Annotated in this window: 20 protein-coding genes and 5 pseudogenes; 12 read left to right on the top strand and 13 right to left on the bottom strand. The window is 67.5% G+C overall.

Annotated features, from left to right (window positions below):
- Positions 1 to 47: 47 nt before the first annotated feature.
- Complete coding sequence (locus OH809_RS02140; RefSeq protein ID WP_406425432.1) at positions 48 to 770, bottom strand: HD domain-containing protein; 723 nt, start codon at positions 768 to 770, stop codon at positions 48 to 50.
- 97 nt (positions 771 to 867) lie between these two features.
- Between OH809_RS02140 and OH809_RS02135 the strand changes: the two genes are divergently transcribed.
- Positions 868 to 2,751: an MOSC domain-containing protein gene (locus OH809_RS02135; RefSeq protein WP_406424542.1), complete on the top strand. Its 1,884-nt coding sequence runs from the start codon at positions 868 to 870 to the stop codon at positions 2,749 to 2,751.
- Between the two features lie 135 nt (positions 2,752 to 2,886).
- Positions 2,887 to 3,204, top strand: a complete 318-nt coding sequence (locus tag OH809_RS02130; protein ID WP_406516225.1) for a SpoIIE family protein phosphatase — start codon at positions 2,887 to 2,889, stop codon at positions 3,202 to 3,204.
- A gap of 242 nt (positions 3,205 to 3,446) precedes the next feature.
- Here the strand turns inward: OH809_RS02130 and OH809_RS02125 are convergent.
- From OH809_RS02125 to OH809_RS02090, 8 genes and pseudogenes are all read right to left on the bottom strand, one after another.
- Positions 3,447 to 3,683 (bottom strand): annotated as a pseudogene (locus OH809_RS02125) (hypothetical protein); the annotation flags it as partial.
- A gap of 64 nt (positions 3,684 to 3,747) precedes the next feature.
- A complete protein-coding gene (locus OH809_RS02120; RefSeq protein WP_406424544.1) occupies positions 3,748 to 5,082 on the bottom strand; it encodes a Dyp-type peroxidase in 1,335 nt (444 codons plus the stop codon).
- A 20-nt stretch (positions 5,083 to 5,102) separates the two neighbouring features.
- The gene (locus tag OH809_RS02115) at positions 5,103 to 6,116 is read right to left on the bottom strand and encodes a hypothetical protein (RefSeq protein WP_406424546.1); all 1,014 of its coding nucleotides are present in this window, start codon (positions 6,114 to 6,116) and stop codon (positions 5,103 to 5,105) included.
- A 43-nt stretch (positions 6,117 to 6,159) separates the two neighbouring features.
- Positions 6,160 to 6,693, bottom strand: a complete 534-nt coding sequence (locus OH809_RS02110; RefSeq protein ID WP_406424548.1) for a hypothetical protein — start codon at positions 6,691 to 6,693, stop codon at positions 6,160 to 6,162.
- A gap of 93 nt (positions 6,694 to 6,786) precedes the next feature.
- On the bottom strand, positions 6,787 to 7,005 hold the full coding sequence (locus tag OH809_RS02105; RefSeq protein WP_406425436.1) for a hypothetical protein: 219 nt from the start codon (positions 7,003 to 7,005) through the stop codon (positions 6,787 to 6,789).
- A 583-nt stretch (positions 7,006 to 7,588) separates the two neighbouring features.
- Positions 7,589 to 7,777, bottom strand: coding sequence for a ferredoxin (locus OH809_RS02100; RefSeq protein WP_406424550.1), 189 nt, complete (start codon positions 7,775 to 7,777; stop codon positions 7,589 to 7,591).
- A gap of 31 nt (positions 7,778 to 7,808) precedes the next feature.
- Positions 7,809 to 9,005 (bottom strand): cytochrome P450, encoded by a 1,197-nt coding sequence (locus tag OH809_RS02095; protein ID WP_406424552.1) that lies wholly within the window; start codon positions 9,003 to 9,005, stop codon positions 7,809 to 7,811.
- Positions 9,006 to 9,447: 442 nt separating this feature from the next.
- Positions 9,448 to 9,593, bottom strand: a pseudogene (locus OH809_RS02090) (ketosteroid isomerase); the annotation flags it as partial.
- 282 nt (positions 9,594 to 9,875) lie between these two features.
- On the opposite strand from OH809_RS02090, the gene OH809_RS02085 reads away from it, so the two are divergent.
- The 6 genes and pseudogenes from OH809_RS02085 to OH809_RS02060 all read left to right on the top strand — a co-directional run bounded on the left by OH809_RS02085 (position 9,876) and on the right by OH809_RS02060 (position 14,299).
- Positions 9,876 to 10,130 carry a WhiB family transcriptional regulator gene (locus tag OH809_RS02085; protein WP_406424554.1) on the top strand — a complete coding sequence of 85 codons (255 nt, stop codon included), beginning with the start codon at positions 9,876 to 9,878 and terminating at the stop codon, positions 10,128 to 10,130.
- A gap of 16 nt (positions 10,131 to 10,146) precedes the next feature.
- Positions 10,147 to 10,497 (top strand): YkvA family protein, encoded by a 351-nt coding sequence (locus tag OH809_RS02080; RefSeq protein ID WP_406424556.1) that lies wholly within the window; start codon positions 10,147 to 10,149, stop codon positions 10,495 to 10,497.
- A 188-nt stretch (positions 10,498 to 10,685) separates the two neighbouring features.
- Entirely contained in the window at positions 10,686 to 11,138 is a 453-nt protein-coding gene (locus tag OH809_RS02075; protein WP_406424558.1) for a hypothetical protein, read from the top strand.
- Between the two features lie 246 nt (positions 11,139 to 11,384).
- Positions 11,385 to 11,576, top strand: coding sequence for a hypothetical protein (locus OH809_RS02070; RefSeq protein WP_406424560.1), 192 nt, complete (start codon positions 11,385 to 11,387; stop codon positions 11,574 to 11,576).
- A gap of 586 nt (positions 11,577 to 12,162) precedes the next feature.
- A pseudogene (locus OH809_RS02065) lies at positions 12,163 to 12,830 on the top strand (bile acid:sodium symporter); the annotation flags it as partial.
- Between the two features lie 167 nt (positions 12,831 to 12,997).
- Positions 12,998 to 14,299 (top strand): lipase, encoded by a 1,302-nt coding sequence (locus OH809_RS02060; protein ID WP_406424562.1) that lies wholly within the window; start codon positions 12,998 to 13,000, stop codon positions 14,297 to 14,299.
- Here OH809_RS02060 and OH809_RS02055 read toward each other — a convergent pair.
- Positions 14,230 to 14,706 (bottom strand): annotated as a pseudogene (locus tag OH809_RS02055) (DUF6262 family protein); the annotation flags it as partial. The gene OH809_RS02060 and the pseudogene OH809_RS02055 overlap by 70 nt on opposite strands.
- A gap of 825 nt (positions 14,707 to 15,531) precedes the next feature.
- Between OH809_RS02055 and OH809_RS02050 the strand changes: the two are divergent.
- The 3 genes and pseudogenes from OH809_RS02050 to OH809_RS02040 all read left to right on the top strand — a co-directional run bounded on the left by OH809_RS02050 (position 15,532) and on the right by OH809_RS02040 (position 17,665).
- Positions 15,532 to 16,446, top strand: a complete 915-nt coding sequence (locus OH809_RS02050) for an SDR family oxidoreductase (protein ID WP_406424564.1) — start codon at positions 15,532 to 15,534, stop codon at positions 16,444 to 16,446.
- Positions 16,447 to 16,511: 65 nt separating this feature from the next.
- Positions 16,512 to 16,812: pseudogene (locus tag OH809_RS02045) on the top strand (transposase family protein); the annotation flags it as partial.
- A 592-nt stretch (positions 16,813 to 17,404) separates the two neighbouring features.
- A complete protein-coding gene (locus OH809_RS02040) occupies positions 17,405 to 17,665 on the top strand; it encodes a hypothetical protein (RefSeq protein ID WP_406424566.1) in 261 nt (86 codons plus the stop codon).
- A 69-nt stretch (positions 17,666 to 17,734) separates the two neighbouring features.
- Here OH809_RS02040 and OH809_RS02035 read toward each other — a convergent pair whose 3' ends face one another.
- The 3 genes from OH809_RS02035 to OH809_RS02025 form a co-directional block, all read right to left on the bottom strand.
- Positions 17,735 to 18,274, bottom strand: coding sequence for a DoxX family protein (locus OH809_RS02035; RefSeq protein WP_406425438.1), 540 nt, complete (start codon positions 18,272 to 18,274; stop codon positions 17,735 to 17,737).
- Positions 18,275 to 18,752: 478 nt separating this feature from the next.
- On the bottom strand, positions 18,753 to 19,097 hold the full coding sequence (locus OH809_RS02030; protein ID WP_406424568.1) for a hypothetical protein: 345 nt from the start codon (positions 19,095 to 19,097) through the stop codon (positions 18,753 to 18,755).
- A gap of 304 nt (positions 19,098 to 19,401) precedes the next feature.
- Positions 19,402 to 19,986: a helix-turn-helix domain-containing protein gene (locus tag OH809_RS02025; RefSeq protein WP_406424570.1), complete on the bottom strand. Its 585-nt coding sequence runs from the start codon at positions 19,984 to 19,986 to the stop codon at positions 19,402 to 19,404.
- Between the two features lie 121 nt (positions 19,987 to 20,107).
- Between OH809_RS02025 and OH809_RS02020 the strand changes: the two genes are divergently transcribed.
- A complete protein-coding gene (locus OH809_RS02020) occupies positions 20,108 to 20,944 on the top strand; it encodes an EamA family transporter (RefSeq protein WP_406424572.1) in 837 nt (278 codons plus the stop codon).
- Positions 20,945 to 20,977 lie beyond the last annotated feature (33 nt).

Raw genomic sequence — 20,977 nt, 5'->3', positions numbered from 1 at the left:
GAATCCAGGGTTCCGGTGCGGCAGACTTCTACAGTGACCACAGCAGCTCAACCGCCCCGCGACCGTGCGCTCGGGCGCGGCATCACCCCCCTCATCCCGCAGGCTGCGAGCGTGACCCCGGCGGAGCAGGCGGCCGCGGTACTGGCAGGAATGCGGAGTGTTCCGGTGCGCATCGGGGTCCTCCAGGCGGCCGTTGTGCTCCTGGAGGAGCGTGTGCGTACGACAGGGGACGACACGGAGCGTCGGGCGGCGGCCACGACCGTGGCCATGCTCCGCGGTGCGATCGCCCAAGCGGGCTGAACCGCCACCGCAGCGAGAATGCGCCGCTTGAAGTCCGGCCGCGGATGCAGGGCGACAATCTCCGCCCGGTCGGCCTTCGCGATGTCCTCGTAGCCGATACCGAGCACGTCGTATTCGACCCCGGTCGTCACCAGGGATACTTCCACCTCCATGAACTGCGGGATGCCAGGCGTCGTGTGCAGCGCAATGGCGGTCCACACGCGCCGGATGCTGTCCTCCGGCACATGGTGCGACTGGAGGAATCGCCGGGCCTCGTCCGCGCTGTCCACCTCGAACCGCCGGCCGCTCCCGTGGAAGCGTTCGCCGAGCCCGAGGTCGTGGAAGAGAGCGCCGATGCAGAGGAGTTCGGGGTCGAACCTCAGATCGCGACGGCGTCCCTGCAGGGCGCCGAACCAGAAGACGCGCTGTGAGTGGTGGTAGACGAGCTCACTCGTGGTGTCCCGGACCAGCTGGTCCGCTTCCCGCGCGATTCCGGACCCTGGCGACTGCTGCGCAACTCTCGTGCAGTGCCACCCCCATCCCTGGCCCTCCCATGAGCAGCACGGACCTGTGCTGAAAAGGAGATCCGTGCAGGGCACTGCGTCACGTGTCCTGCACGTGCCATCGACAGTGGGCGTATTAGCGTGGCAGCGATGGGGGTGGCCGTTCTACCAGGGAGATGCACCGATGACCACGCTCGTCGCGGTGAATGTCGGGATGCCCCGGGATGTTCCCTGGAAGGGCCGAGAGACGCATACGGGCGTATGGAAGCATCCAGTCATGGGCCCGCGGATGGTCAGGAAGCTGAACATCGACGGAGACGGCCAGGGCGACCTCGCCGGTCACGGCGGGCCGTACCGGGCAGTGCTGGTGTACCAGGTGGACTCCTATCGGTACTGGCAGGACCACCTGCACCGCAACGATTTCACTCATGGCCAGTTCGGTGAGAACTTCACCGTGGACGGCCTGCCCGACGACGAGGTGTGCATCGGCGACCAGTACCGCATCGGCGATGCGTTGTTCGAAGTCACGCAGCCCCGGGTGACGTGCTATCGCGTAGGTCTTCGCATGGACGAACCACGGATGCCGGCCCTGCTGGTTGCCCATGGACGCCCCGGCTTCTATCTGAAGGTGCTGGCCGAGGGGGTCGTCCAGGCCGGAGACGAGATCGTCAAAGTCTCCACGGGGCCGGAAGCCATGACCGTCGCGGAGATCGACGCTGTCCTCTACAGACCCGGGCGTTCGCGCTCCCAGGTGGAGCGGGCGCTCCGCATTCCCGCGCTCAGCCCCGGCTGGAAGACGTCCATGCAGTCGCTCTTGGACGACTACGACTCGAAGGGCTGGTCAACAGGCAATACGGGAGGCAATACGGGCCTGACTGCCGCCGCAAGCAGCCCGCCGCCGGCCTGGCCGGGCTTCCGTCCCCTGGCGGTCACGCACATCGCCCCCGAGAGCAGGAGTATCTTTTCCCTCACTCTCGCCGCCACCGACGGCAGTCCGCTTCCACCAGCACTGCCAGGCCAGTTCGTCACGGTCAAGATGCGTCCCGACCCGCAGGGCGCGCCGGTTATTCGCAGCTACTCCCTGTCCGGGCGCCCGGGGGACGCTCACTACCGGATCAGCGTCAAGCAGGAACCCCATGGCGTGGGCAGCAGCTATTTGCATCAACACGTCGTGGTCGACGACGTCCTTGATGTGGCTGCCCCGCGAGGCACGTTCACCCTCGACAACAACGAGGCAGCCATCGTGCTGGTCTCCGCCGGCGTCGGGGCCACCCCGGTGCTCGCCATGCTCCATGCGCTGGCCGACAAGCGTGATCCCCGCGCGGTGTGGTGGGTGCACGGAGCTCGGGACGGCGCCGAGCATCCTTTCGCCGACGAGGTGCGCACACTGCTGTCACGCCTGCCGACCGGCCGACGGCATGTCTCGTACAGCCGCCCACGCGACGACGACCGTCTCGGCGACGACTACACCTCCACCGGTCGGCTCACCGCCCAGCTTCTCGAGGACCTTGGAATTCCGGAGGACGCCAACGCCTACATCTGCGGTCCGGTGGCGTTCATGGACGACATGACACAAGCACTGGTGGACTGCGGCCTGGCCCCTGGGCGGATCCACACAGAGACCTTTGGATCCGTGACTGCGATGACGCCCGGAGTGGTTCCGACCGATGCGCCGGCTCCTCATCTGCCCGCCCATCCGCTCGGACCGGGTACTGGCCCCTCCGTCACTTTCGCCCGCAGCAGCCTGACCGTTCCCTGGGACCCCGGTTACGGCACACTCCTGGAACTCGCCGAGGCATGCGACGTCCCAGTGCGGTGGTCGTGCCGTACCGGTGTCTGTCACACCTGCGAGACTGCAGTCGTCTCCGGCGGTGTCGACTACTCTCCTGACCCCATCGACCTGCCGGCCGAGGGCAACGCGCTCATCTGCTGCTCACAACCACCCGCGGATCTCATCCTCGATCTGTGACTCCCTCTCCTGCGGCCGCGGTTGCTTCACCGTTGCGGGCCACCTGCGCGTCGGCACCGATCAGGGCGTGGGGCATGTCGGCCCGCACCCTGGCAGATATCGACCGGGTGAGCGGGTCCTCCTCACGTCGGCTGCGTGTATGCCGTGTACGACCCGCTCACCGAGACCTGCACGATTGCCCGGGCCGACCACCCCGCCCCGGTCGTCGTCCGCCCCGACGGCACCGTCGACCACCCCGACACGCCGGCCGGGCCATGGCTGGGCAGCACCGACGTGCCGACGGCGAAGGCAGCGGCTGCAGGGACGAACCCGGCCAGCAGTGTGAGTGAGCCGAGCAGCGCGACGACGTCACGCCGGTTGCCGACCAGCATGCCCGCCAGCACGATCAAGAAGGTCACATTCGAGACCGCGGCCGCGGTGGGGTGCCGCGCTTGTGCGCTGAGTGCCGCGTAGCGGCGCAGCAGCAGGCCGATGACGAACGGAACGAGCTTGCAGGAGTGCCACAGTCTGTACCAGCGCCCCCACGTCGAGGGAGATGCCTTTGCCGACCTTGGCGGCGGTGAGGATGCCGTTGACGGTCGGGGCGAAGGTGAGGCTGCCGATGGCGGCAAGCAGCACCTGCACGGCCCCCGGCTGCGACGACGTCGCTTTTTTTGCACCATGGCCGGCTTCGCGCCGAATGGGCCGCCCGGGGAGGAGGCGACCAGCACGAGCGCGATGAACGACGTGGTGGGCAGGCCGAACAGGACACCGATGCCCCAACCGAGCAGTGGGATGGCCACCATGTTGGCGATCAGGGACAGCGTCAGCAGTGGGACGTCGGTGAGAACGCCCCGCAGTGCCGCAACGGTGGCCCCCAGGCCGGCGGTGAACATGATGGCCGCGATGAAGATCACGGTGACGGCGTTGAACAGCAGGTGCAGGGTGCCCATGAGGCATGTCACCTCGGGCGGCGGAGCGCCTCGGAGCGGTGCCACCGTGCGCGTGACCGCAGTGTCAGTCCTGGAGATTGCCGAGCCAGCGCAGGGCGTTGAGGCCCGGCAGGAAGCAGTACTCGCCGCCGCGGGTAACGACGAACCGCGGCAGTGGGGACAGGCGTCGTCGCACCGGCCGCCGGGGAATGGTGTAGCCGGTCACGCCGTCGTGGGATCCCGTGACGGGGTCGCCGGCGTTGCCCCCGCCGAAGAAGACACTGTCGTTCATCCACTCGGACTGCACGAATTCGAACTGACGCCCGAGGTGGGCCCCGATGAACGCGAACATCAGGCCGCGGTCGGCCCCGTCGTCTTCCAGCACTCCTTCAGGCAGCGGCGGACCGTAGGCGGCGCCGCGTCTGATCATGCGGTGGAGTCGTACTTCGCCCGCCACCGACGCGTCGCGGGGGTTGGCCCGCCGGATGTGGCAGCCGCTGGGCGTGGTGAAGCCCACCGGATCGTCCCGCTCGTACAGGAAGGTGTTGCGGCGCTGCGGGTCGGCGCCGAGAGCGGGGTCGTCGTGCTGCGGACTGAGCGCCAACGGTGCACCGCTGCGCCAGCGTCCCATGATCTTGGCTGCCAGCAGTTCCTCGTCCTCGGGGCCGGTGGCGTTGTCCCGCAGATAGCACCGGAAGAGGGCGACCCGCTGGTGGAGTTTGCGGAAGACCGCGTAGCTGCCGTTGCGTCCCAGTACCTCCGGCTGCAGCGTGTGGATGCCGCCGATCTCGTCCCGGTAGCCGAGCACGAACTCGCCGGCCTTCAACGGCACCTCCAGTTGGTTCGACCCGGCGATGCCGCTGCCCTCGACGGCAGGATGGCTGACGCCGTCGCAGTAGCCGAAATGCTCGGTCCCAGTGGGCAGCGCGTAGCAGTCCTGCCGCCAGATCGCGGTCACCCCGGGGAGCCGGTCGTAAGCGGGGCGGGCTCGATCGAGGGCCTCCTCCAACCGCGTGGTATCGGGTGCGACCGCCGTGAGCACGACATGGACATCCGGCGTGCCCAGCGGCGCTTCCCAGTGCTCGGGGCCGCTCTGGCCGACATCACCCAGCGCCTCGGCGCGGGCTGCCATCCCCTGGCGGAACTCCCAGGCGAACGTGTCCACCGATGCGCGCGGCACACCCAGCGCCTTCAGCCCGTGAGTGGTGACCGCGACACTCACCCACGTCTCCCCCAGGGGGCTGACCGAGGCGGCGGCGGAAGTCACCACCGCGCTCGCGCGCCGCATCAGCTCCCGTCCATGCGCCCGGTCATCGATACGGAACACCACATAGGTCGCCGCGTAGGGCGTAGGGCGAGGGCTGAGGACCCCGCGCTGAATGTCGTCGAGCTCCAGTGCGGCTCGCGCGTTCGTGCTCACACTCGCGCCTCCTTGCGTCACTACTTCGTGACGAGGTTCCGCCAGAAATTCCGCAGGCTCTCGTCGCCGCCGAACAACGAACTGAAAATCGTGGAGTCCGCCAGCAGCACATCGCCGGCCCGCTCACCGCTCGGCGGCATCCACAGGAACATGTTGAACTCGGTGTTGCCTGCCTCGATGAACGGATGCGGCCTGGAGGTGTCGATCGGCTGCCGGGCCAGCAGATGAATGACATCCGGCTCGTCGCTCGTCACGGCGTAATGCGGAAGGTGCTGGTGGAAGTTGAAGTTCGTCACCCCGTCCAGCCAGCCTCTCGTATCCGCATCCCGGACCGGGGAGAACGGGGCGATTCGGTTCGGCCCTTGCACGGCGGGACGCAGTCCGTAGCGGTTCTCGACGGGTACCCCGAGGCCCTGCATCAAGCCCCGGACATAGGTGGCGAACCGCTGCTGGCGGGGAACCAAAGGATCGCCGTGATGGCGGTATTCGATCTCCCGCACTGTCAGATCGTCCGATGCCCCGACGTCATGGTGAGGTCCCAGGACCAGACGGGCGTCCTCCCGTCCAAGGAAAGCGCGCAGTGCCTCGACCTCCCCGGGTCCGGGCTCTTGTCCTGTGATCATGTGATCCAGCCCGAACACGAACAAGGTGTCGGTGTCCGCCAGTACCCGCTCGTCGAGCGGGGTATGGAAACCGGCCTGGTCGATGCGTTGGTATACGGGGACGGGATGTCCGGTGGTCTCCTCGACGAACTGCTGGAACGGCACCCAGGCCCAGAAGAACAACTCCAGTGAGCCGGCGATGCCTTGCTGGAACTGCAACGGCTCGGACCACTTCGGGTCCTCGTAGGCGGGCCAGGTCACCCGCCGGACCTCGGTCATGGTGGAGAACCGGTTGTCCAGCTCGGCAGGGTTCCTGCCCGCCTCCGCTGGATAGCTCCACGAGACGTAGATGCTCACCCGTCGCCGACCAGGGGTGTGTTCACGCGGGATGTGGTTCTGATTGTAGGTGCGTGCGGTCGTGACCTCGTTCATCTGGTCTCCGATCCACAGTGGGACGAGCGTGCGGCAGCCGCTCTCACTGCAGTTGGTCGAGCATCTCCGACAGCGCGCTCTTGATCCGCAGAGCCTTCTTGATCTCGTCGGCCGTGACGAACGGATATTCGCCGTACTCGATGAAGCTCGGGCAGTGGTGTTCACGCACGAACCTGACGAACGCCTCGGGGTTGGTCTTCCAGTCCTCGGGAAATCCTTCGAGGTTCTCGAAAGCCGTGCTCACCCCCGCCTTGCTGAAAAGGGCGACGGCGTCCTCGGTGTACTTGTCGAAGTCGGTGTCGAAGATCCCCTGATACATGAAACGAGTATCATCGTCGAAGAGTACCCAGCGCAGGTAGTGCAGTTTCAGCGGCGCCAGAAGATACGGATCCCGCTCCAGCGCCTTGGCCAGGGTGTTGCCGTGCTCACGGATTGCCTCGGCTCGGCCCGGCTTGACCCTCGCGACGATGGTGAACCCGTAACACGCCGGTGTCTTCGGAAAAACGGGGCCGTACTTCCCCTGCTCGAGATGGCCCGTCTCCTTGGGGATGACAGTCGCCTGCGGCTTGATCTCCATATCTGCTCCCTCCCGCCACCTACCGGCCGGGAACAACTCCCCTCATCGTGCCACGCAGCCACTCCATCCGCCTCATGAACAGCACCGTCGTGATCAGGAGCCTCGCGTGCGGGCAACACCGTCAGCAGCCTGGCCGGATCGGGCCTCGCGGATCTGGGTACGGTGCCCCTTGGCCGATTGGGACGACAGGTCGTATTTCGCGAGTTCATCTGCGGGCAGCTTCACGAGGTCGGCCACGTGGTCGACAGCAGCCCGCGGGAACTCCTCGCCGAACTGGGAGAAACGGCCCTCCAGCTCGAAGAACTTCAGCATCGGCACGAAGCCGAACCGAGTCGTCCTGACTTGTTCGCGGCCAAGTCCCAGTCATCGCCCACCGGCGTCCAGCACGCCACGACCTTCTCCGGTGACCACTCCCGGCGCATGTCTGCTCTCCCGCCCTTCGCCGTTCGGTCGGGCGGCCTGGCGAAGCGGTCGACTACGAGGAATCGCCAGAACGCGGCGGCCGCTTTGCATCTGGGGTCAGAGACAGGCGTCCGGGGCCGAGAATGAACGCCGGGTTCTGATCGGTGGATTCCCGGACTCCGCCTTCGGCGGACTGCACACCGACCTGGTCCGCCCTTGCGAGTCACCCGGGCGAGCAGGAGGGCGGGCGGGCGCGAACCTGAAATCCGTTCACCTGGTCCTGAACTCGCGCCGCCCCTGTTTACCGGGGGACGATCGGCGGTAGCGAGTCTCCCGCAGGCGGCGTACGACCTGTGCAGGATCCCCCGCGGCCGGCGCGGGTGCGGGGCCGGGACCTTCGGCGCAGCTTCTGTCCCGTGTGCCGACACCACCCGGCGACAGCGGCCGGGGCGGATCGGCCGTCAGCGACAACGTGATCCACTCAGCGTGCGGGCTATGTGATCGTGATCGCTTGTACGGGGCAGGCGCGGGCCGCCTCCCCGACCAGGGGGCCGGCGGCGGCGTCCTCGTGGTCCGGCAGCAGTTTGCTGAAACCGTCGTCGTCCTGGGTGAAGACCTTCGGTGCGGCAAGCACGCACTGTCCGGCACCGATGCATACATCCGTGTCGATACTGATCCGCATCACAACAGGGTCCTTTCCGTTCGGATTTCGGTCACCACGCCACCGGCAGTTCAACCATGCCTTGGATAGTGTCACCCGGTTTGAACGGGATATCGTCGGCGGCTACCGCGAGCCGTAGTCCCGGAAGACGGTCGAAGAGCGTACGCAGCGCGATCTCCATTTCGGCCCGCGCCAGATTCTGGCCGAGGCATTGATGGATACCGAAGCCGAAGGCGACGTGGTTGTGCGAATTCCGTCCGAGGTCCAGTTCGTCCGGCGAGGGATATGCGGCCTCGTCCCGGTTGATCACGGACGTGGACAGGATGACGCCGTCCCCGGTCCGGATTGTCACCCCGCCCACTTCGATGTCCTGGGTAGCCACCCGTGACATTCCGTCGGCGATGGAGAGGAAGCGGAGCAGTTCCTCGACGGCAGTAGGCATCAAGTCCGTGGAGGCGCGCACCCGGGCCAACTGGTCGGGATGCTGCAGCAGAGTGAAGGTACCGAGCGAGATCATGTTCGCGGTCGTCTCGTGACCGGCCACGAGCAGGATTTCGGCCAGTCGGACCAGTTCGTCGTGGTTGACGGCCCCGGTGTCGAGCTGTTGGGTGATGAGCTCGTCGAGCAACCCTTCGCCGGGGGCGGACCGTTTGCGTTGGATCAGGGCTCGGAAGTAGTCGTCGAGTGCGTCCCGTGCGGCCTCGATATCGCTGGCTGCAGGGCCGCGCAGCAGCCTGCGCGACTGCGACTCGAAGAACTCGTGGTCGGCGTAGGGCACCCCGAGAAGCGCACAAATGACCATGGACGGAACGGGCAGCGCGAAGGCACTGACCAGATCGGTCGGCGGGCCCTGCTCGATGATCGCGTCCAGCAGTCTGTCCACGGTCTCCTGGATCCGCGGCCGCAGGGCCGCTGTGCGTTTGACCGTAAAGCTCGGAATCAGCATCCGTCGTTGAGCGTTGTGCTCGGGGTCGTCGAGGCCGACCAGTTCGACGCGTCGCGAAGTGGTCGCTGCCACCCGCTCAGTGACCACGGGAAACGCAGGGTTCTCCCGGTCGGCCGACAGCCGCGGGTCGACCAGCAACGCACGCGCCTCCGCATGCCCGGTCACGAGCCACACGGTGCGGCCGTCGAAAAGCCGGGCGGGGGACACCGGCTGTGGTCCCCGGTGCGCAGGCCGGTACCCCGTCGGCGGGTGGTAGGGGCAGGTTCGGTCCTGCGGAAAGGAAATGGTCTCAGTGTCTTCCATGGCGGACCTCGCAAACAGGGTGGGGGATTCCTGCCGGCCTCTCCCCACTGGATTCCTCAGGCACCCAAATGGTCTAGTGAGTGTTCGGCCAACTCGCCGTGGACCGTTGATTCCAGCTGCTGCCTCGCCCGGGCGCTGTGAGCCACCGAGGTGATGCGCCCGGGTTTCCGTACGTAGTTGGGCACGCGCCGCATACGGAGTGCGTGCCTATGGACCCATGAATCAGGACTGCAGCGAGAATGGGGCGACGAGGTCGGCCATGTTCTGCGCGTGCGGTTCTGACTCACGTACGTCATACACGCTATGGAAACCGATGTCGGTTGCCACGCCGATATTCACGAGAAGGGAGGCCGTCCGGCCATCCGCTGAATGGAAGGACGGGGCGCCGTCCCCCTGCACACGACAATAGAGCCGCCTCGTTGCCGTCTACGAGGATGCGCTAGATCTTGGTGGCCGCACGCCCCGGCATCTGATGCTCGGCAAGCTCGCAGTAGTGGGAGGCGGCGTCGGCGCGGGTGAACCGTGACGGATCCACGGGGTGGCGGCGTAGCCGTGTTCGGCCTCCGGCCAGTCCAGCTCGCCGGCGCCGGAGGCCCACGCGGTTACCTCCCAGGTGTGCGCACACATCCCCATCAGTGGTCAGCCCGCCCCGCACTTCGTCAGCCGGGGCGGAGACTGAGTTTCGTTGTCCCCGAAGGTCTTCCCCGCGCCCGCCGCGATCACCTGCCACCTGCTTGATACGGCAGAGGAGGACCGTTCCATGGGGGAAATTGGCCGCGTGCACAGCTCGCGATGGGGTTTCAGGGGGCCGATGCAGGTCACCCGTAAGGCACGAACCATACGGATAACCGGCCATTGGGAGCGGGACACATGGAGAACTGGCGTACGTACGCGGCCTGCCGTGACGAGGATCCCGACCTGTTCTTCCCCATCGGGAGCACAGGTCCGGCGCTGGTGCAGACCGAGGAAGCGAAGGAGGTGTGCCGGGGATGCCCGGTGCGGAAGCAGTGTCTGGAGTGGGCCATGGAGAACGGTCAGGACTCCGGCGTATGGGGCGGGCTGGGCGAGGCCGAACGGCGTGCGCTGAAGCGACGCACGCGCAGGCGTGCTCAGGAATCCGGATGAGGACGGACTATGCACCATGGACACCAGGGCCTGGATTCTTGTCGGCGCGGTCGCCGCACTGCTCACGATGGGGGCTGCCGGCGTACTTCTGGTCAGGCTGTTCCGCGCAAGGAAGCTGCTGATCGACGCGGGGGTCCCGCTGCGCAGCAAGGCGTTGGTGTGGGCCGCGGTGATTTACACCGTGTGCCCTGTCGACCTGATCCCCGACCCCGTCTATCTGGACGACATCGCGTTCCTGTGGTTGGCCCTGCGTTCGCTCTCCGCCCCCGGCCCCGGTCGACTCGGGCGCCGCGTTCCTTGCGAAGGGTGGCCGGGCCCCGCGTCCGACGAGACCGCAGACATAGTTGATCGGGATGGAAGCAAGTGACATACGGTAGTTGCGTCGCCGTCCTCGTTGAGCGCCGGGAGTCTGATGACGAGAGAAGCCAATGGTTCAGAGAACTTGTGCATGTCATCGGGTGGGACGAGAAGGCGCTGCCTGAGGGGGAGCGCTGAGCACTGAAATGGGTGCTCATGGGTCCAGCACCTTGATCCACCCCGTGGGCGCCGGGGTCTTTGGCTTTCCCGCGCCTCGCCACAGCGGAGCAGGTCCAGGCATGGGTGGAGCTGGCCGAGCTGTCCCAGGATCCGGACTTCCGCGCCGGCATGCGGGGGATGGCCGAGGGCCACATGGCAGAGCGTACGAAGGACGGGACCACGCGACTGGGCCGCGACGTTGCGGCGGTGGTCCGTGACCAGGTTGCTCCCGCGCTTGCAGACGGCACCGACCCGGCCTCGCCCCGGGCGGATCCGGTCATCGCGGCGATCACGGCGCATTACGCGTACGTCACCGCCGGCCCCAACGACGTCGAGCTCCGGCGTCGGCTGCTGTCCTGGCTGGAGACCGCGAACGACCCGCGCCGAGACAGGTACTTCCAGCTGGTTGCAGTGATCAACGGCTGGACCGCCCCGCACGGCCTGACGCCGGCATTCGACTGGACCATTCAGGCCTTGCGCGCCCGGTTGTAGCCAGGGCGAACGGCTCGTGCAACGGCATGGCCGGACGACTCGGACCATGCCGCTTCCGCCTTGCCGCGACTTGCCAGCTCGACCTCTGACACCCACAGGGCACGCAGGACAAGGAGAGCGCAACCAGGGCGCTACCACCTCGCCCGCGAACACGAACGCCTACACCCACCCCGACCAGTACGACTTCGACCTCACGGACTGATCGGCGACCTTTCCTCAACGCGAACGACACCCTCCGGAACAAGCGTGCCCGTGCCGCGCCGGTGGCGATGCCTGCGCGCGGTCACCCGGGGCGTCAATCTCCCGATCGACGAGGCCCTCGCTGTGGAGGCCGCCTGCTTCGCCGCCACCGTGCCGACCGACGGCGTACGGACCGGTCTGCGCAGGTTCCTGGACCGCACGGCCGTCTCCGACGTGCCGTTCACCCAGGCGAGGTGAGCGTGTTGCCCCGCCCGGTGCACCGCGCGCAGCGCCTCCCCAAGCCCGACCGCCAGGGCCCGTAGGGCGAGCTCGGGCAGCATCCCGTGCCGCTGCACCCAGTCCGCGAGCCAGGGCGCGGCCACATGCTCCGTGGCCAGCCACTGAGGCCGCTGCCCCGCGGGACTGAAGTCCACAACCGGCACGGCTGTGGCTCCTGTGGAGGGACACCACGACCTGGGGATTCGTCAACTCGATCATGCGACGTTCGTTGGCCGTCAAGACGTCATTGCAGGTGGCCGAGACTGATTTCCTCGCTGCAATGGTGACGCACAAGCAGACCGACCCGGGCATGGCTGCGGTTGCGTCCGCCATCAAGTCGACGGTCAAGGGCGGCATCGGCAAGCTGCGCGAGCGTCCCCAGAGCACCGGTTACCAGCGCACCGTCGAACGGTACGTCAAGGGCCAGTTCAGGAAGCCGCATGCGGACCTCGCGGCCCGGCTCGCCGGTGAGGTCCGCATGCGGTGGCAGATGCGAGTGAAGGAGAAGGCGAAGAAGCAGGCCGCCACCTCCACCGGCATCGTCGTGGAGACGAGGGCCAGGTTCGAACATGCCATCAACCCGGTTTTCGGTGCCCTGCTGTTCGTCACCTTCCTCCAGGTCACCGCTGCCGAACTGTTCCGCTCCCTGCGCGATGGCCGCTTTCTCGCAGCCACCCTGGTCGTGAACTTCGTGGTCGTACCGCTGGTCGTCGCCGCGGTGTTCGCCTTCCTGCCCGCCGACCAGGCCGTCCGGGTCGGTGTCCTGCTCGTGCTGCTGTGCCCGTGCGTCGACTACGTGATCGTCTTCTCCGGGCTGGCCGGCGGCTCCAGCCGGCGCCTGCTCGCCGCCACCCACTCCTCCTCGTCGCGCAGATGCTGCTGCTCCCCGGGTTCCTGTACCTGTTCATCGGCTCCGACCTGGCCGACATCGTGGAGGTCAGCCCGTTCCTCGAAGCCTTCGTCGTCCTGATCGGCATCCCCCTCGCGCTGGCCTGGGCTCTGCAGGCGTGGGCCGCCCGACGCCCGGCCGGACAGAAGGTCGCCGACGCCGCCACCACGACGATGGTGCCGCTGATGGCCGCGACACTGCTGGCCGTCGTCGCCTCCCAGGTCCCCAAGCTTGGCGGCAGCCTTACCGACGTCGCCGCCGTGATCCCTTTCTGCGCGGCGTTCCTTGGCCGCCCGGCGGCAATGTCTTCCACCGCGCTCTGGCTTTTCCGTACGCCGACGCCGCAGCGAGCACGGGGTGCTGGGGTGTCGAGTCCGCACACCTCCGGTGGTGATGGCCGTCGCAGGGCGGTAGAGCGAACGGGGGTATGCACCAGGATGGCCCGGAGGCCTGCACCAGTGCGTCGAGGTTCGCAACAGGCGAGGCTGAACTGAACTTTGTTGAGCCACACTTGGAGGAACTCGTGGTCATCCCCGCCTCATCCTCGTCGCGCAGCAAAACCCGGTACCGCGGCGGTCTTCGGGCGGCCGTGACAGCCGTCTGCTGCGGCCTGCTGCTGAGCGGGCCGGCCGTCGCCACCGCCGCCACTGAGCCCGCCGCTCATGCCCGGACGCAGGCGCAGCACGAGGAGCATGGCCGGGGCTCACTGGTCTCCGCCGAGAAGCTGTACACGCTCGCGACCCCGCACGCCGTGACCGCCGAGCTGGGCGCGGCCGGGTTCGAAGACGACACCGTCCGGTACGGCGTGGTCGCGTACCGGCTGGTCTACCGGACCGTCGATCCGTACGGACGGCCCACCACGGCGAGCGGGCTGTTCGTGCTGCCGCTCACCAGCGAGGGACGGTTGCAGGCGGTTTCCTTCGCCCACGGTACTGGCAGTTACAAGGACGATTCCCCGTCCATGCAGCGCGGCGAGTTCGTGTCCGCACCGGTGATCGCGCACGCGGCGGCCGGTGCCGCAGGGGTCGCGCCCGACTATCTGGGGATGGGCAACGGACCCGGCTTGCACCCCTGGATGGACATCGGCTCCGAGACCACGGCATCCCTGGACATGCTGCGGGCGGCCCGCGCCTTCGCGCCCCGCACCGGACATGTCATGGTCACCGGCTTCTCACAGGGAGCCTCGGCAGCTCTGGGTCTCGGCCGGGCCCTGGAGGCGGGTGAGGACCGTTGGTTCCGGCTGGGCGCACTGGCACCGGTCAGCGGCGCGTACGACTTCGGCGGCGCGGAGTTGCCCGCGCTGCTCGAGGGCAGGCTCGAACCCAAGTCCAGTGTGCTGTACGCGGCGTACACCCTGGTGGCGTTCAACAGGCTCCACCACATCTACGACAGCCCTGGCGAGGTTTTCCGAGTCCCTTATGACAGCACCGTCGAGGCGCTTTTCGACGGCGCCCACACGGGGGAGCAGCTGATACGGGGCACCCCGGGCGCTCTGGACGAGCTGCTGACCGAGCACGGCCGCGAGCTGCTGGCGCATCCGACGGGGCAGATGGCGGCGGCGCTGCGTACAACTGACGCCGTATGCACCGACTGGGCTCCCCGTAGCCCGGTCCGGCTCTACATGGCGAGCGGGGACGAGCAGGCCGTCACCGCCAACACCGCGCACTGCCAGGCGGCTCTGCTCAGGAACGGCGTGGCCGCCCCGGCCGTCGATCTCGGCAATGTCGACTACCACGGATCCCGTCACCTGGGGTCCAATGTCGCGGCCACGCCGGCGATCGTGCGCTGGTTCAGTGAGTTGCGCCGACGGTGACGGTTCTCGGTCTCCGCTGCGCGGGCATCCGCGGCGGGGCGATGGTTCTCGCTGGTCAGCTCCGTGAGTCGTTTCTGAAGGTCGCGGCCGTCCATCTGGTCGAGCTGTCGACCGAGTTGAAGGCGCATGCCTTCGCGCAGGTCGCGGACTTCGTCGCGGAGCCGGGAGATCTCCTGGCGGGCCAGGAGAAGTTCGGTGTGTGCGCTGGTCGGGCTGAGGGTGAGTCCGGCGGCTTCGGCCCGGATGGGTTCGAGGGCCTGGCGCTGGCGGGCCTGGTCGATGTGCTCGCGGACGCCCGGGGCATAGACGAGCCAGGTGGACACTCCGGCCTGCTTGGCGACGGCGGCAAACGTGACGGTCTCGCCCGCCTGGAGCATGTCGTGCACGGCCTTGAGCGCCCGACTCCTCTTGGTGAGGCTGTCCCGTGGTGAGGCTGTCCCGACGACGGGCTGCCTTCAGCACGTCCCCTGACGTCGGGCGGGCAGGTCATGCTCACGGTCATCCTTCGGCCTGATGACAGTCAGCGGCAGCAGCTTGTGGTCCTGGGTGGCTCGGACCTTCCGCAGGATCGAGCTGGCCTCTTCCACTCTGGTTCGTTCCTCGTCAGGCATGTCGTCGAGTTGTTCGCGCATGTTGTTGAGCACGTCGGTGAAGGCGGTGATCTGGGCGATGACCGGTTCACACGGCGCCCACCGGTGCCGGGGACAGGGCCAAGAGCACAGCCGGGGGCGCCGCCGACCGCCGCACCGCTCCCGAAGACAATCCGTGTCACTCCGGAACGTCGGCACCAGGCCGGATCATCCGAGTTTTTCGGCACCAGGCGCCTCAACCCGATCTGCCCGCCACGTCCCAGCCATGGCGTTGGCAGCCAGCTGACCTCTGGAGAGGCCGTCCCTACAGTCTCGCTAAGGCATTCGGACGGCAGCGCCAGCGCCCTGGTTCGCCTCGTTGGCTCAGCACCACACCTGCTTGAGCCACGACCTCGGGGATGCCGCGGGTGCGGGTGGCCCTGAAGTCGTGCACCGCGCGTGGCAGGTCCCGCGCGGTGCACGCGAGAGCACGTCGTCATCCCTGCCTGTCCGGTGCAACCGATCCATAAGTACCGATCCACGCGACGTTGCAGCCGTGCTTGGGAAAACATGACAGAAGGTGTCCGGTTTCTGCGCAACCATCCTGTCGGCGGTGCTCGCACGGGCGTCGGCGCAGTGCGTCAAGGACACGGAAGGACACGCATGTCAGCAACACTGGACGGAAAGGTCGCTCTCGTCGCAGGGGCGACGCGGGGAGCCGGCAGGGCGATCGCAGTGGAACTCGGCGCGGTTGGAGCTACCGTCTACGTAACTGGCCGTAGCACACGGGGGCAACGCTCGGAGTACAACCGCCCCGAGACCATCGAGGACACCGCCGATCTCGTGACCGAGGCGGGAGGTCACGGCATCGCGGTCCCGACCGACCACTTGGTTCCTTCCCAGGTCCGAAGCCTGGTGGATCGCATTGCATCCGAACAAGGCCGGCTGGACATCCTGGTCAACGACATCTGGGGCGGTGAACTCCTCTTCGAATGGGACACCCCCGTGTGGGAGCACGACCTCGACAAGGGATTGCGGCTGCTCCGGCTCGCGGTGGAGACCCACGCAATCACCAGCCACCACGCTGTTCCCCTCCTCCTGCGGAATCACGGTGGACTGGTGGTCGAGATGACCGACGGCACCGCCGAGTACAACCGGGACACTTACCGGGTCTCGTTCTTCTACGATCTTGCCAAGGCCGCGGTGCTGCGCATGGCCTTCGCGCTGGGCCACGAACTCGGTCCGCGGGGCGGCACAGCGGTGGCACTGACGCCCGGGTGGATGCGTTCGGAGATCATGCTCGACCACTTCGGCGTGACCGAGGAATCGTGGCATGACGCGCTGGAGCGCGAGCCGCACTTCTGCATCTCCGAGACCCCGTTCTACGTCGGGCGAGCCGTCGCTGCCCTGGCCGCCGATCCCCAGGTGAGCCGTTGGAACGGGCAGTCGTTGTCCGGCGGTCAGCTCGCCCAGGTTTACGGCTTCACCGACGTTGACGGCAGCCGGCCAAACGCCTGGCGGTACATCCTCGAGGTTCAGGACGCGGGCAAGCCCGCCGACGCCACCGGATACCGCTGAACCGCAATCAACTCTCGCGGTTCGGTTCAGCGCCGAAGGCTCCGGCACGGAATCGGGGGCACCTCCGGATCGCCGCCGATCGGCCGCACTATTCCGGGAAACACCGCAAGCACGGCATGAACGTTCAGGGCATCGCCGATCCGTTCGGTCGTCTGCTGTGCGCCTCGTCGCCCGCGTTGCCCGGCGCGGTCCATGACACCGCGCAGCCCGTACCCAGGGCAGCATGGGTGCCCTGGCCCGCGCCGACACCCGTGCTGGACCGACAGCGGATAACGGAGTGCAGGCGGCACCGTCCGCGCTCCCTCCCGCGGACGTTGGGGAAGCCTGCCAGCCGGAGAGCAGGCCAACGACAGCTCGCGCGTGGAACAGCCCGAGCCGAAGACGCCACGCTCACACCGCGGGCCAGCGGCAGCAATAGCATCAGCCAACTCGTAATCTGCTGCTCCAGCCGTTGCCGGGTTTCCTCAAGAACTTCCCGCAGAATGATCAATGGAGTGATCGGGTCCAGCTCGGTGTCAGGTTCATCAGGTCGCGGGGGTAATGGAATGGCGCAGGGCGAAGAGGTGGAAAGGCAGCGACGACCTGTGCGACGTGATCGAGCCGTTCCAGCCGAAGGTCGACCGCCGCACGAGCCACCCAGATTGCATACGTCTCAAAGAGCGGCGGAGTTTCAGGAGATTCTGTTCCTGCCGCACACGGCGATTGCCTGGGATTATCTGCCACAGGAGTGGGGCTCCGGCTCGGGGATAACCTGCTGATGACGTCCAACTTCACCAAAGAGCAGCACGGAACCTGCTCCGAGTACTGCGCGCCACCCGCACCGATGGCACCGTTCTCGAGCTCACCCCACCCCTCTGACTCACCACGCCCGCCGGCACCCTCGATCCCCCCGGGCGGCCGCCCCCTCACCGACCCGAGCGGCCGCACCGTCGTCGTCACCGTCCACCAGGAGTAGCCCATGACCACCGAGCAGGAAGCCCGCGACGCCATCCACCACGCCTTCGGCGAGACGGCACACGCCGAAATCGAGACCTTCCCGGCCGGGAACCTCTCCATCACCATCACCAAGGGCAAGCACGCCGCAACCATCGACGGGCATCCTGAAAGCGGCTGGGGCTGGACTGTCGACCCGGGCGAGGACGACGGCTTCAGCGGTCACGAGAACGTTGCGACCACCCTCGACGAGGCGCTCGCCAACGTGCGTGCCGCACTTATCTGACCTGGACGAAAGAGGCTCGAACAGCAAGGTCCGAAGGCCAACTGGCCCTGCCTCAGAGAAACGGCCATGCTAGAGGCCGAGCACGATGGCGGCGCCAATGCCACCGAGACACAGAGCGAAACCTGCTTCGCGCCAGCCGCCCTTTCCCCAGCGGAATGGGTGGTCCAGGGCGAGCCGCCCCGGGCCGGTGGCGGCGATGCCAAGTGCAACGGCGGCGATGCACACGTTGTACTCCACGCCGCCTTGGAATTCCCACAAACCGTGTGACGCGGTAACGGTCACCATGGCATTGATCATCACACCGATCAGGGCAGCCGCTGCCAGTGGCGTGAACAGACCCAGAGCCAGGCCGATGCCTCCCAGAAACTCGGAGCCACCGCCGATGACGGCGTAGACGTTTCCAGGGTGATATCCCAGCGCGGTGAACCCCTTGCCCGTGGCAGTGAGGCCGTCGCCACCGAATAGGCCGAAGAGCTTTTGGGAGCCGTGCCCCGCCATCAGCAGGCCGAACGTGATCCTGATGAGGAGCAGACCGCAGTCGCCCGCGGACACTGCCGACCGCGCCGGAAGGGCCGCAGGTTCGGGGGAGGCGCGCAGTCGCTCAGCGATGTAGTTCACCGGGAGCTCTCCTCTGCCCCGAGATCCCGGGACGGTGCCGACGGACCACCGCGGAAGCAGCAGGGCGGGTTGTCCGGTCACCATGACGCCTTCAAGGCATGCCATGCGTGGAGGACCGCGACGCTGCGGGGACACAGCCAGAACTGGAAGACAGCGGGATCACTGCCGGCGTTCGCGCGTCAGTCCGGTCAGGCCGCCGGTCGTTCTCGATATGAGCATGTGACATCGGCTTTGTCTTCTATCATGGCCCCTTTCCTCGTTCCGTGCCGACCGCGCGGCGGGGAGGGGCATGCATTGCCTGCGGCCTGCGGCCTGCGGCCTGCGGCCTGCGGCCTGCGGCCTGCGGTGGACGGGGCGGGCCCGGGTGCGGGCCTGCTTGGTGAGCTCTGGCCTTGGCGTTCCTGCCCTGTCTGCCACGGCCGGGCAGCCTTGGCGGACAGGGCTCACTCGCGCTGGTTCAGGGCTCTTGTCAGCTCGCGGTTGGCGGCGCGGGCGGCCGCCAGCTCTTCGGTCCGTTCGTCGAGTTGGCCTCGTGTGGCGGCGAGTTCCTGGTCAGCATCGTGATGCGTTGCTGGAGCTGGTCGATGTCGGCTGCGGCCCCGAGGCCGGATTCGGTCCAGGCGGTCTCGCCGAGCATTGCGGCAAGGTGCTTTTCCAGTTGTCGCACTCGGGATGCCAGGCGTTTGTTGCGCTCCAGCGCGTTGGCCAGGTTGGTTTGCAGCGAGACTCGGCTGACCGTCGTGATGCGGCCCTCCTGCGGTGGGGCGGTGGCAGCGGCGTGGACGCGGTCGCATGCCTCGGTCTCGCGTGACACCGCGATATCTGTCCGGGCTGGATCGCTCTGCTCTGTCCGAGGGACTCGCCGGGACGGCCCGTCGTGCCGCTCGCATCCGAAAATCGAACACACGTACACATTGATATGTGCCCACGTACGACTTTCCCCACTTTCTCTAGGGGAGTCACTGTGGCGCGAAGCGAGTCGGAGCGACCTTCCGCAGTTCAGCGCAATTTTTAGCGACCGTAGCAAGCGCAACAGATGTGGCGCTATCGCCGGTTCAGGTGATCTGCAAGGCCGGGGTGGTTCGCATGGATCAACAACCTGACCCGCGTTGCGCGGGTCAGGTTGTGGAGGCAGGGCCGGGCGGCAGGTGAACCGTCATGATCAGGTGGCAGGTTTCGGCGCCGGAGCCGCGGTAGGCGTGGGGGGTATCGCCGTCGAAGGTGGCGGTCTGTCCGGCTTCGACGACGTGCTCGGTGCCGTCGACGACCACGGTCATCCGGCCGGACGTGACGCTGACGGTTTCCACGACTCCGGCCTGGTGGGGGTGGCTGGGGTACTCCTCGCCGGGCTCCAGTTGCCAGCGCCAGACCTCGACCGGGGCCGGGCCTGAGGTCGTCAGCATGAGCCGGGCTTCGCTGCCCTGCGCTCCGGTCCACAGGGGGGCCACGGCGTCGGCGGTCACGACGCGGACGCGGCCTTCGGTCGGCCCTTCCATCAGCGCGGACACCGAGATGCCGAGAGTGTCGGCCAGCCGGACCAGGGTGGCGAAGTTGGGGTTGCCCTGAGCTTTCTCCAGTCCCACCAATGCGCCCTTGCTGACCTGGGCACGTCGGCCGAGCTCGTCCAGGGACAGGCCGGCGCGAGTGCGGGCCGCCCTGACGTTGTGCGCGAGCGTCCGCAGGGCTGCGGCTGTCTCGGCCATCCGATCACCATCCTCGCGAGTGGACCGCTGGAATGCACCGTGCGGTCGTTTGGTTGACACGTCCCGGTCGATCCGTTGTACGGTTTAGTCGTTCCATTGAAATGGTAAGGGATGACCGACCGTGATCGCTCTGCTGCTGGCCCTGGGCAGCTCACTCGCTTACGGGTGCGCCGACTTCCTCGGCGGCCTCGGTGCCCGTAGGGCTCATGTGCTGCGTACCGTGGTGATCGCGGCCCCGGCCAGTCTCGTGGTCGAGCTGCTGCTGTGGCCGTTCCTCGGCGCCTCGTTCAGCGCCGGTGCTCTCGGCTGGGGCGCCGCGTCCGGGGTCGCCTCGGCCGCCGCGTTCGCCCTGCTCTACCGAACCCTGGCGATCGGTCCGATGAACGTCCTGTCGCCCGTGACTGCCGTGGTGTCCGCCGCGCTGCCCGTCGGTGTGGGTCTGCTGCAGGGCGAGCACCTGGGCGCCGCCGGGCTGGTGGGTCTGCCGCTCGCGCTGGTGGCGGTGGTACTGGTCAGCGCCGGAAACGGCGCCGGGTCGGCGCGCCCTTCACGTACCGCGCTGCTCCTGGCCCTAGGTGCGGGCGCCGCTATCGCCCTTCAGCTGATCTTTCTGCACCAGGCGCCGTCCGGCAGCGGGGTGGCTCCGCTGATCGTGGGCCGGGCGGTCTCCTCGGCCGTCACCCTGGCCGCAGCAGGGCTGATGCTCCGCAAGCTCGGATCCGAGCGACCCCCATACGCGATGTCGGCAGCCGCAGGTGTGCTGGACTCCATGGCGAACCTGCTGTTCCTGCTCGCCGCCCGCAGCGGGGACCTCGCCGTCGTCGCCGTGATCACCGCCCTCTACCCGGCTGGCACCGTCCTGCTCGCCCGCAGCGTGCTCGACGAACGCATCCACCGCGGCCAAATTGTCGGCCTGGGTACCGCCGCCGTCGCCGTCAGCCTCCTCGCCCTGACCTGAGCGAGCCCGCTGCCCACCCCTCCTACGCAAGGA

Source organism: Streptomyces sp. NBC_00873 (genome assembly GCF_045207415.1).
In the GTDB taxonomy this organism is placed as follows: Bacteria; Actinomycetota; Actinomycetes; order Streptomycetales; family Streptomycetaceae; genus Streptomyces.
Note: the sequence above shows the minus strand (reverse complement) of the source record. Positions and strands in the feature narration are given on the sequence as shown.

Bases quoted from the DNA above. Each gene is read 5' to 3' on its own strand.
- OH809_RS02115 (WP_406424546.1), bottom strand. From the start codon at position 6,116: ATGAACGAGGTCACGACCGCACGCACCTACAATCAGAACCACATCCCG.
- OH809_RS02110 (WP_406424548.1), bottom strand. From the start codon at position 6,693: ATGGAGATCAAGCCGCAGGCGACTGTCATCCCCAAGGAGACGGGCCAT.
- OH809_RS02105 (WP_406425436.1), bottom strand. From the start codon at position 7,005: ATGCTGAAGTTCTTCGAGCTGGAGGGCCGTTTCTCCCAGTTCGGCGAG.
- OH809_RS02100 (WP_406424550.1), bottom strand. From the start codon at position 7,777: ATGCGGATCAGTATCGACACGGATGTATGCATCGGTGCCGGACAGTGC.
- OH809_RS02095 (WP_406424552.1), bottom strand. From the start codon at position 9,005: ATGGAAGACACTGAGACCATTTCCTTTCCGCAGGACCGAACCTGCCCC.
- OH809_RS02085 (WP_406424554.1), top strand. From the start codon at position 9,876: ATGGAGAACTGGCGTACGTACGCGGCCTGCCGTGACGAGGATCCCGAC.
- OH809_RS02080 (WP_406424556.1), top strand. From the start codon at position 10,147: ATGGACACCAGGGCCTGGATTCTTGTCGGCGCGGTCGCCGCACTGCTC.
- OH809_RS02050 (WP_406424564.1), top strand. From the start codon at position 15,532: ATGTCAGCAACACTGGACGGAAAGGTCGCTCTCGTCGCAGGGGCGACG.
- OH809_RS02040 (WP_406424566.1), top strand. From the start codon at position 17,405: ATGACCACCGAGCAGGAAGCCCGCGACGCCATCCACCACGCCTTCGGC.
- OH809_RS02025 (WP_406424570.1), bottom strand. From the start codon at position 19,986: ATGGCCGAGACAGCCGCAGCCCTGCGGACGCTCGCGCACAACGTCAGG.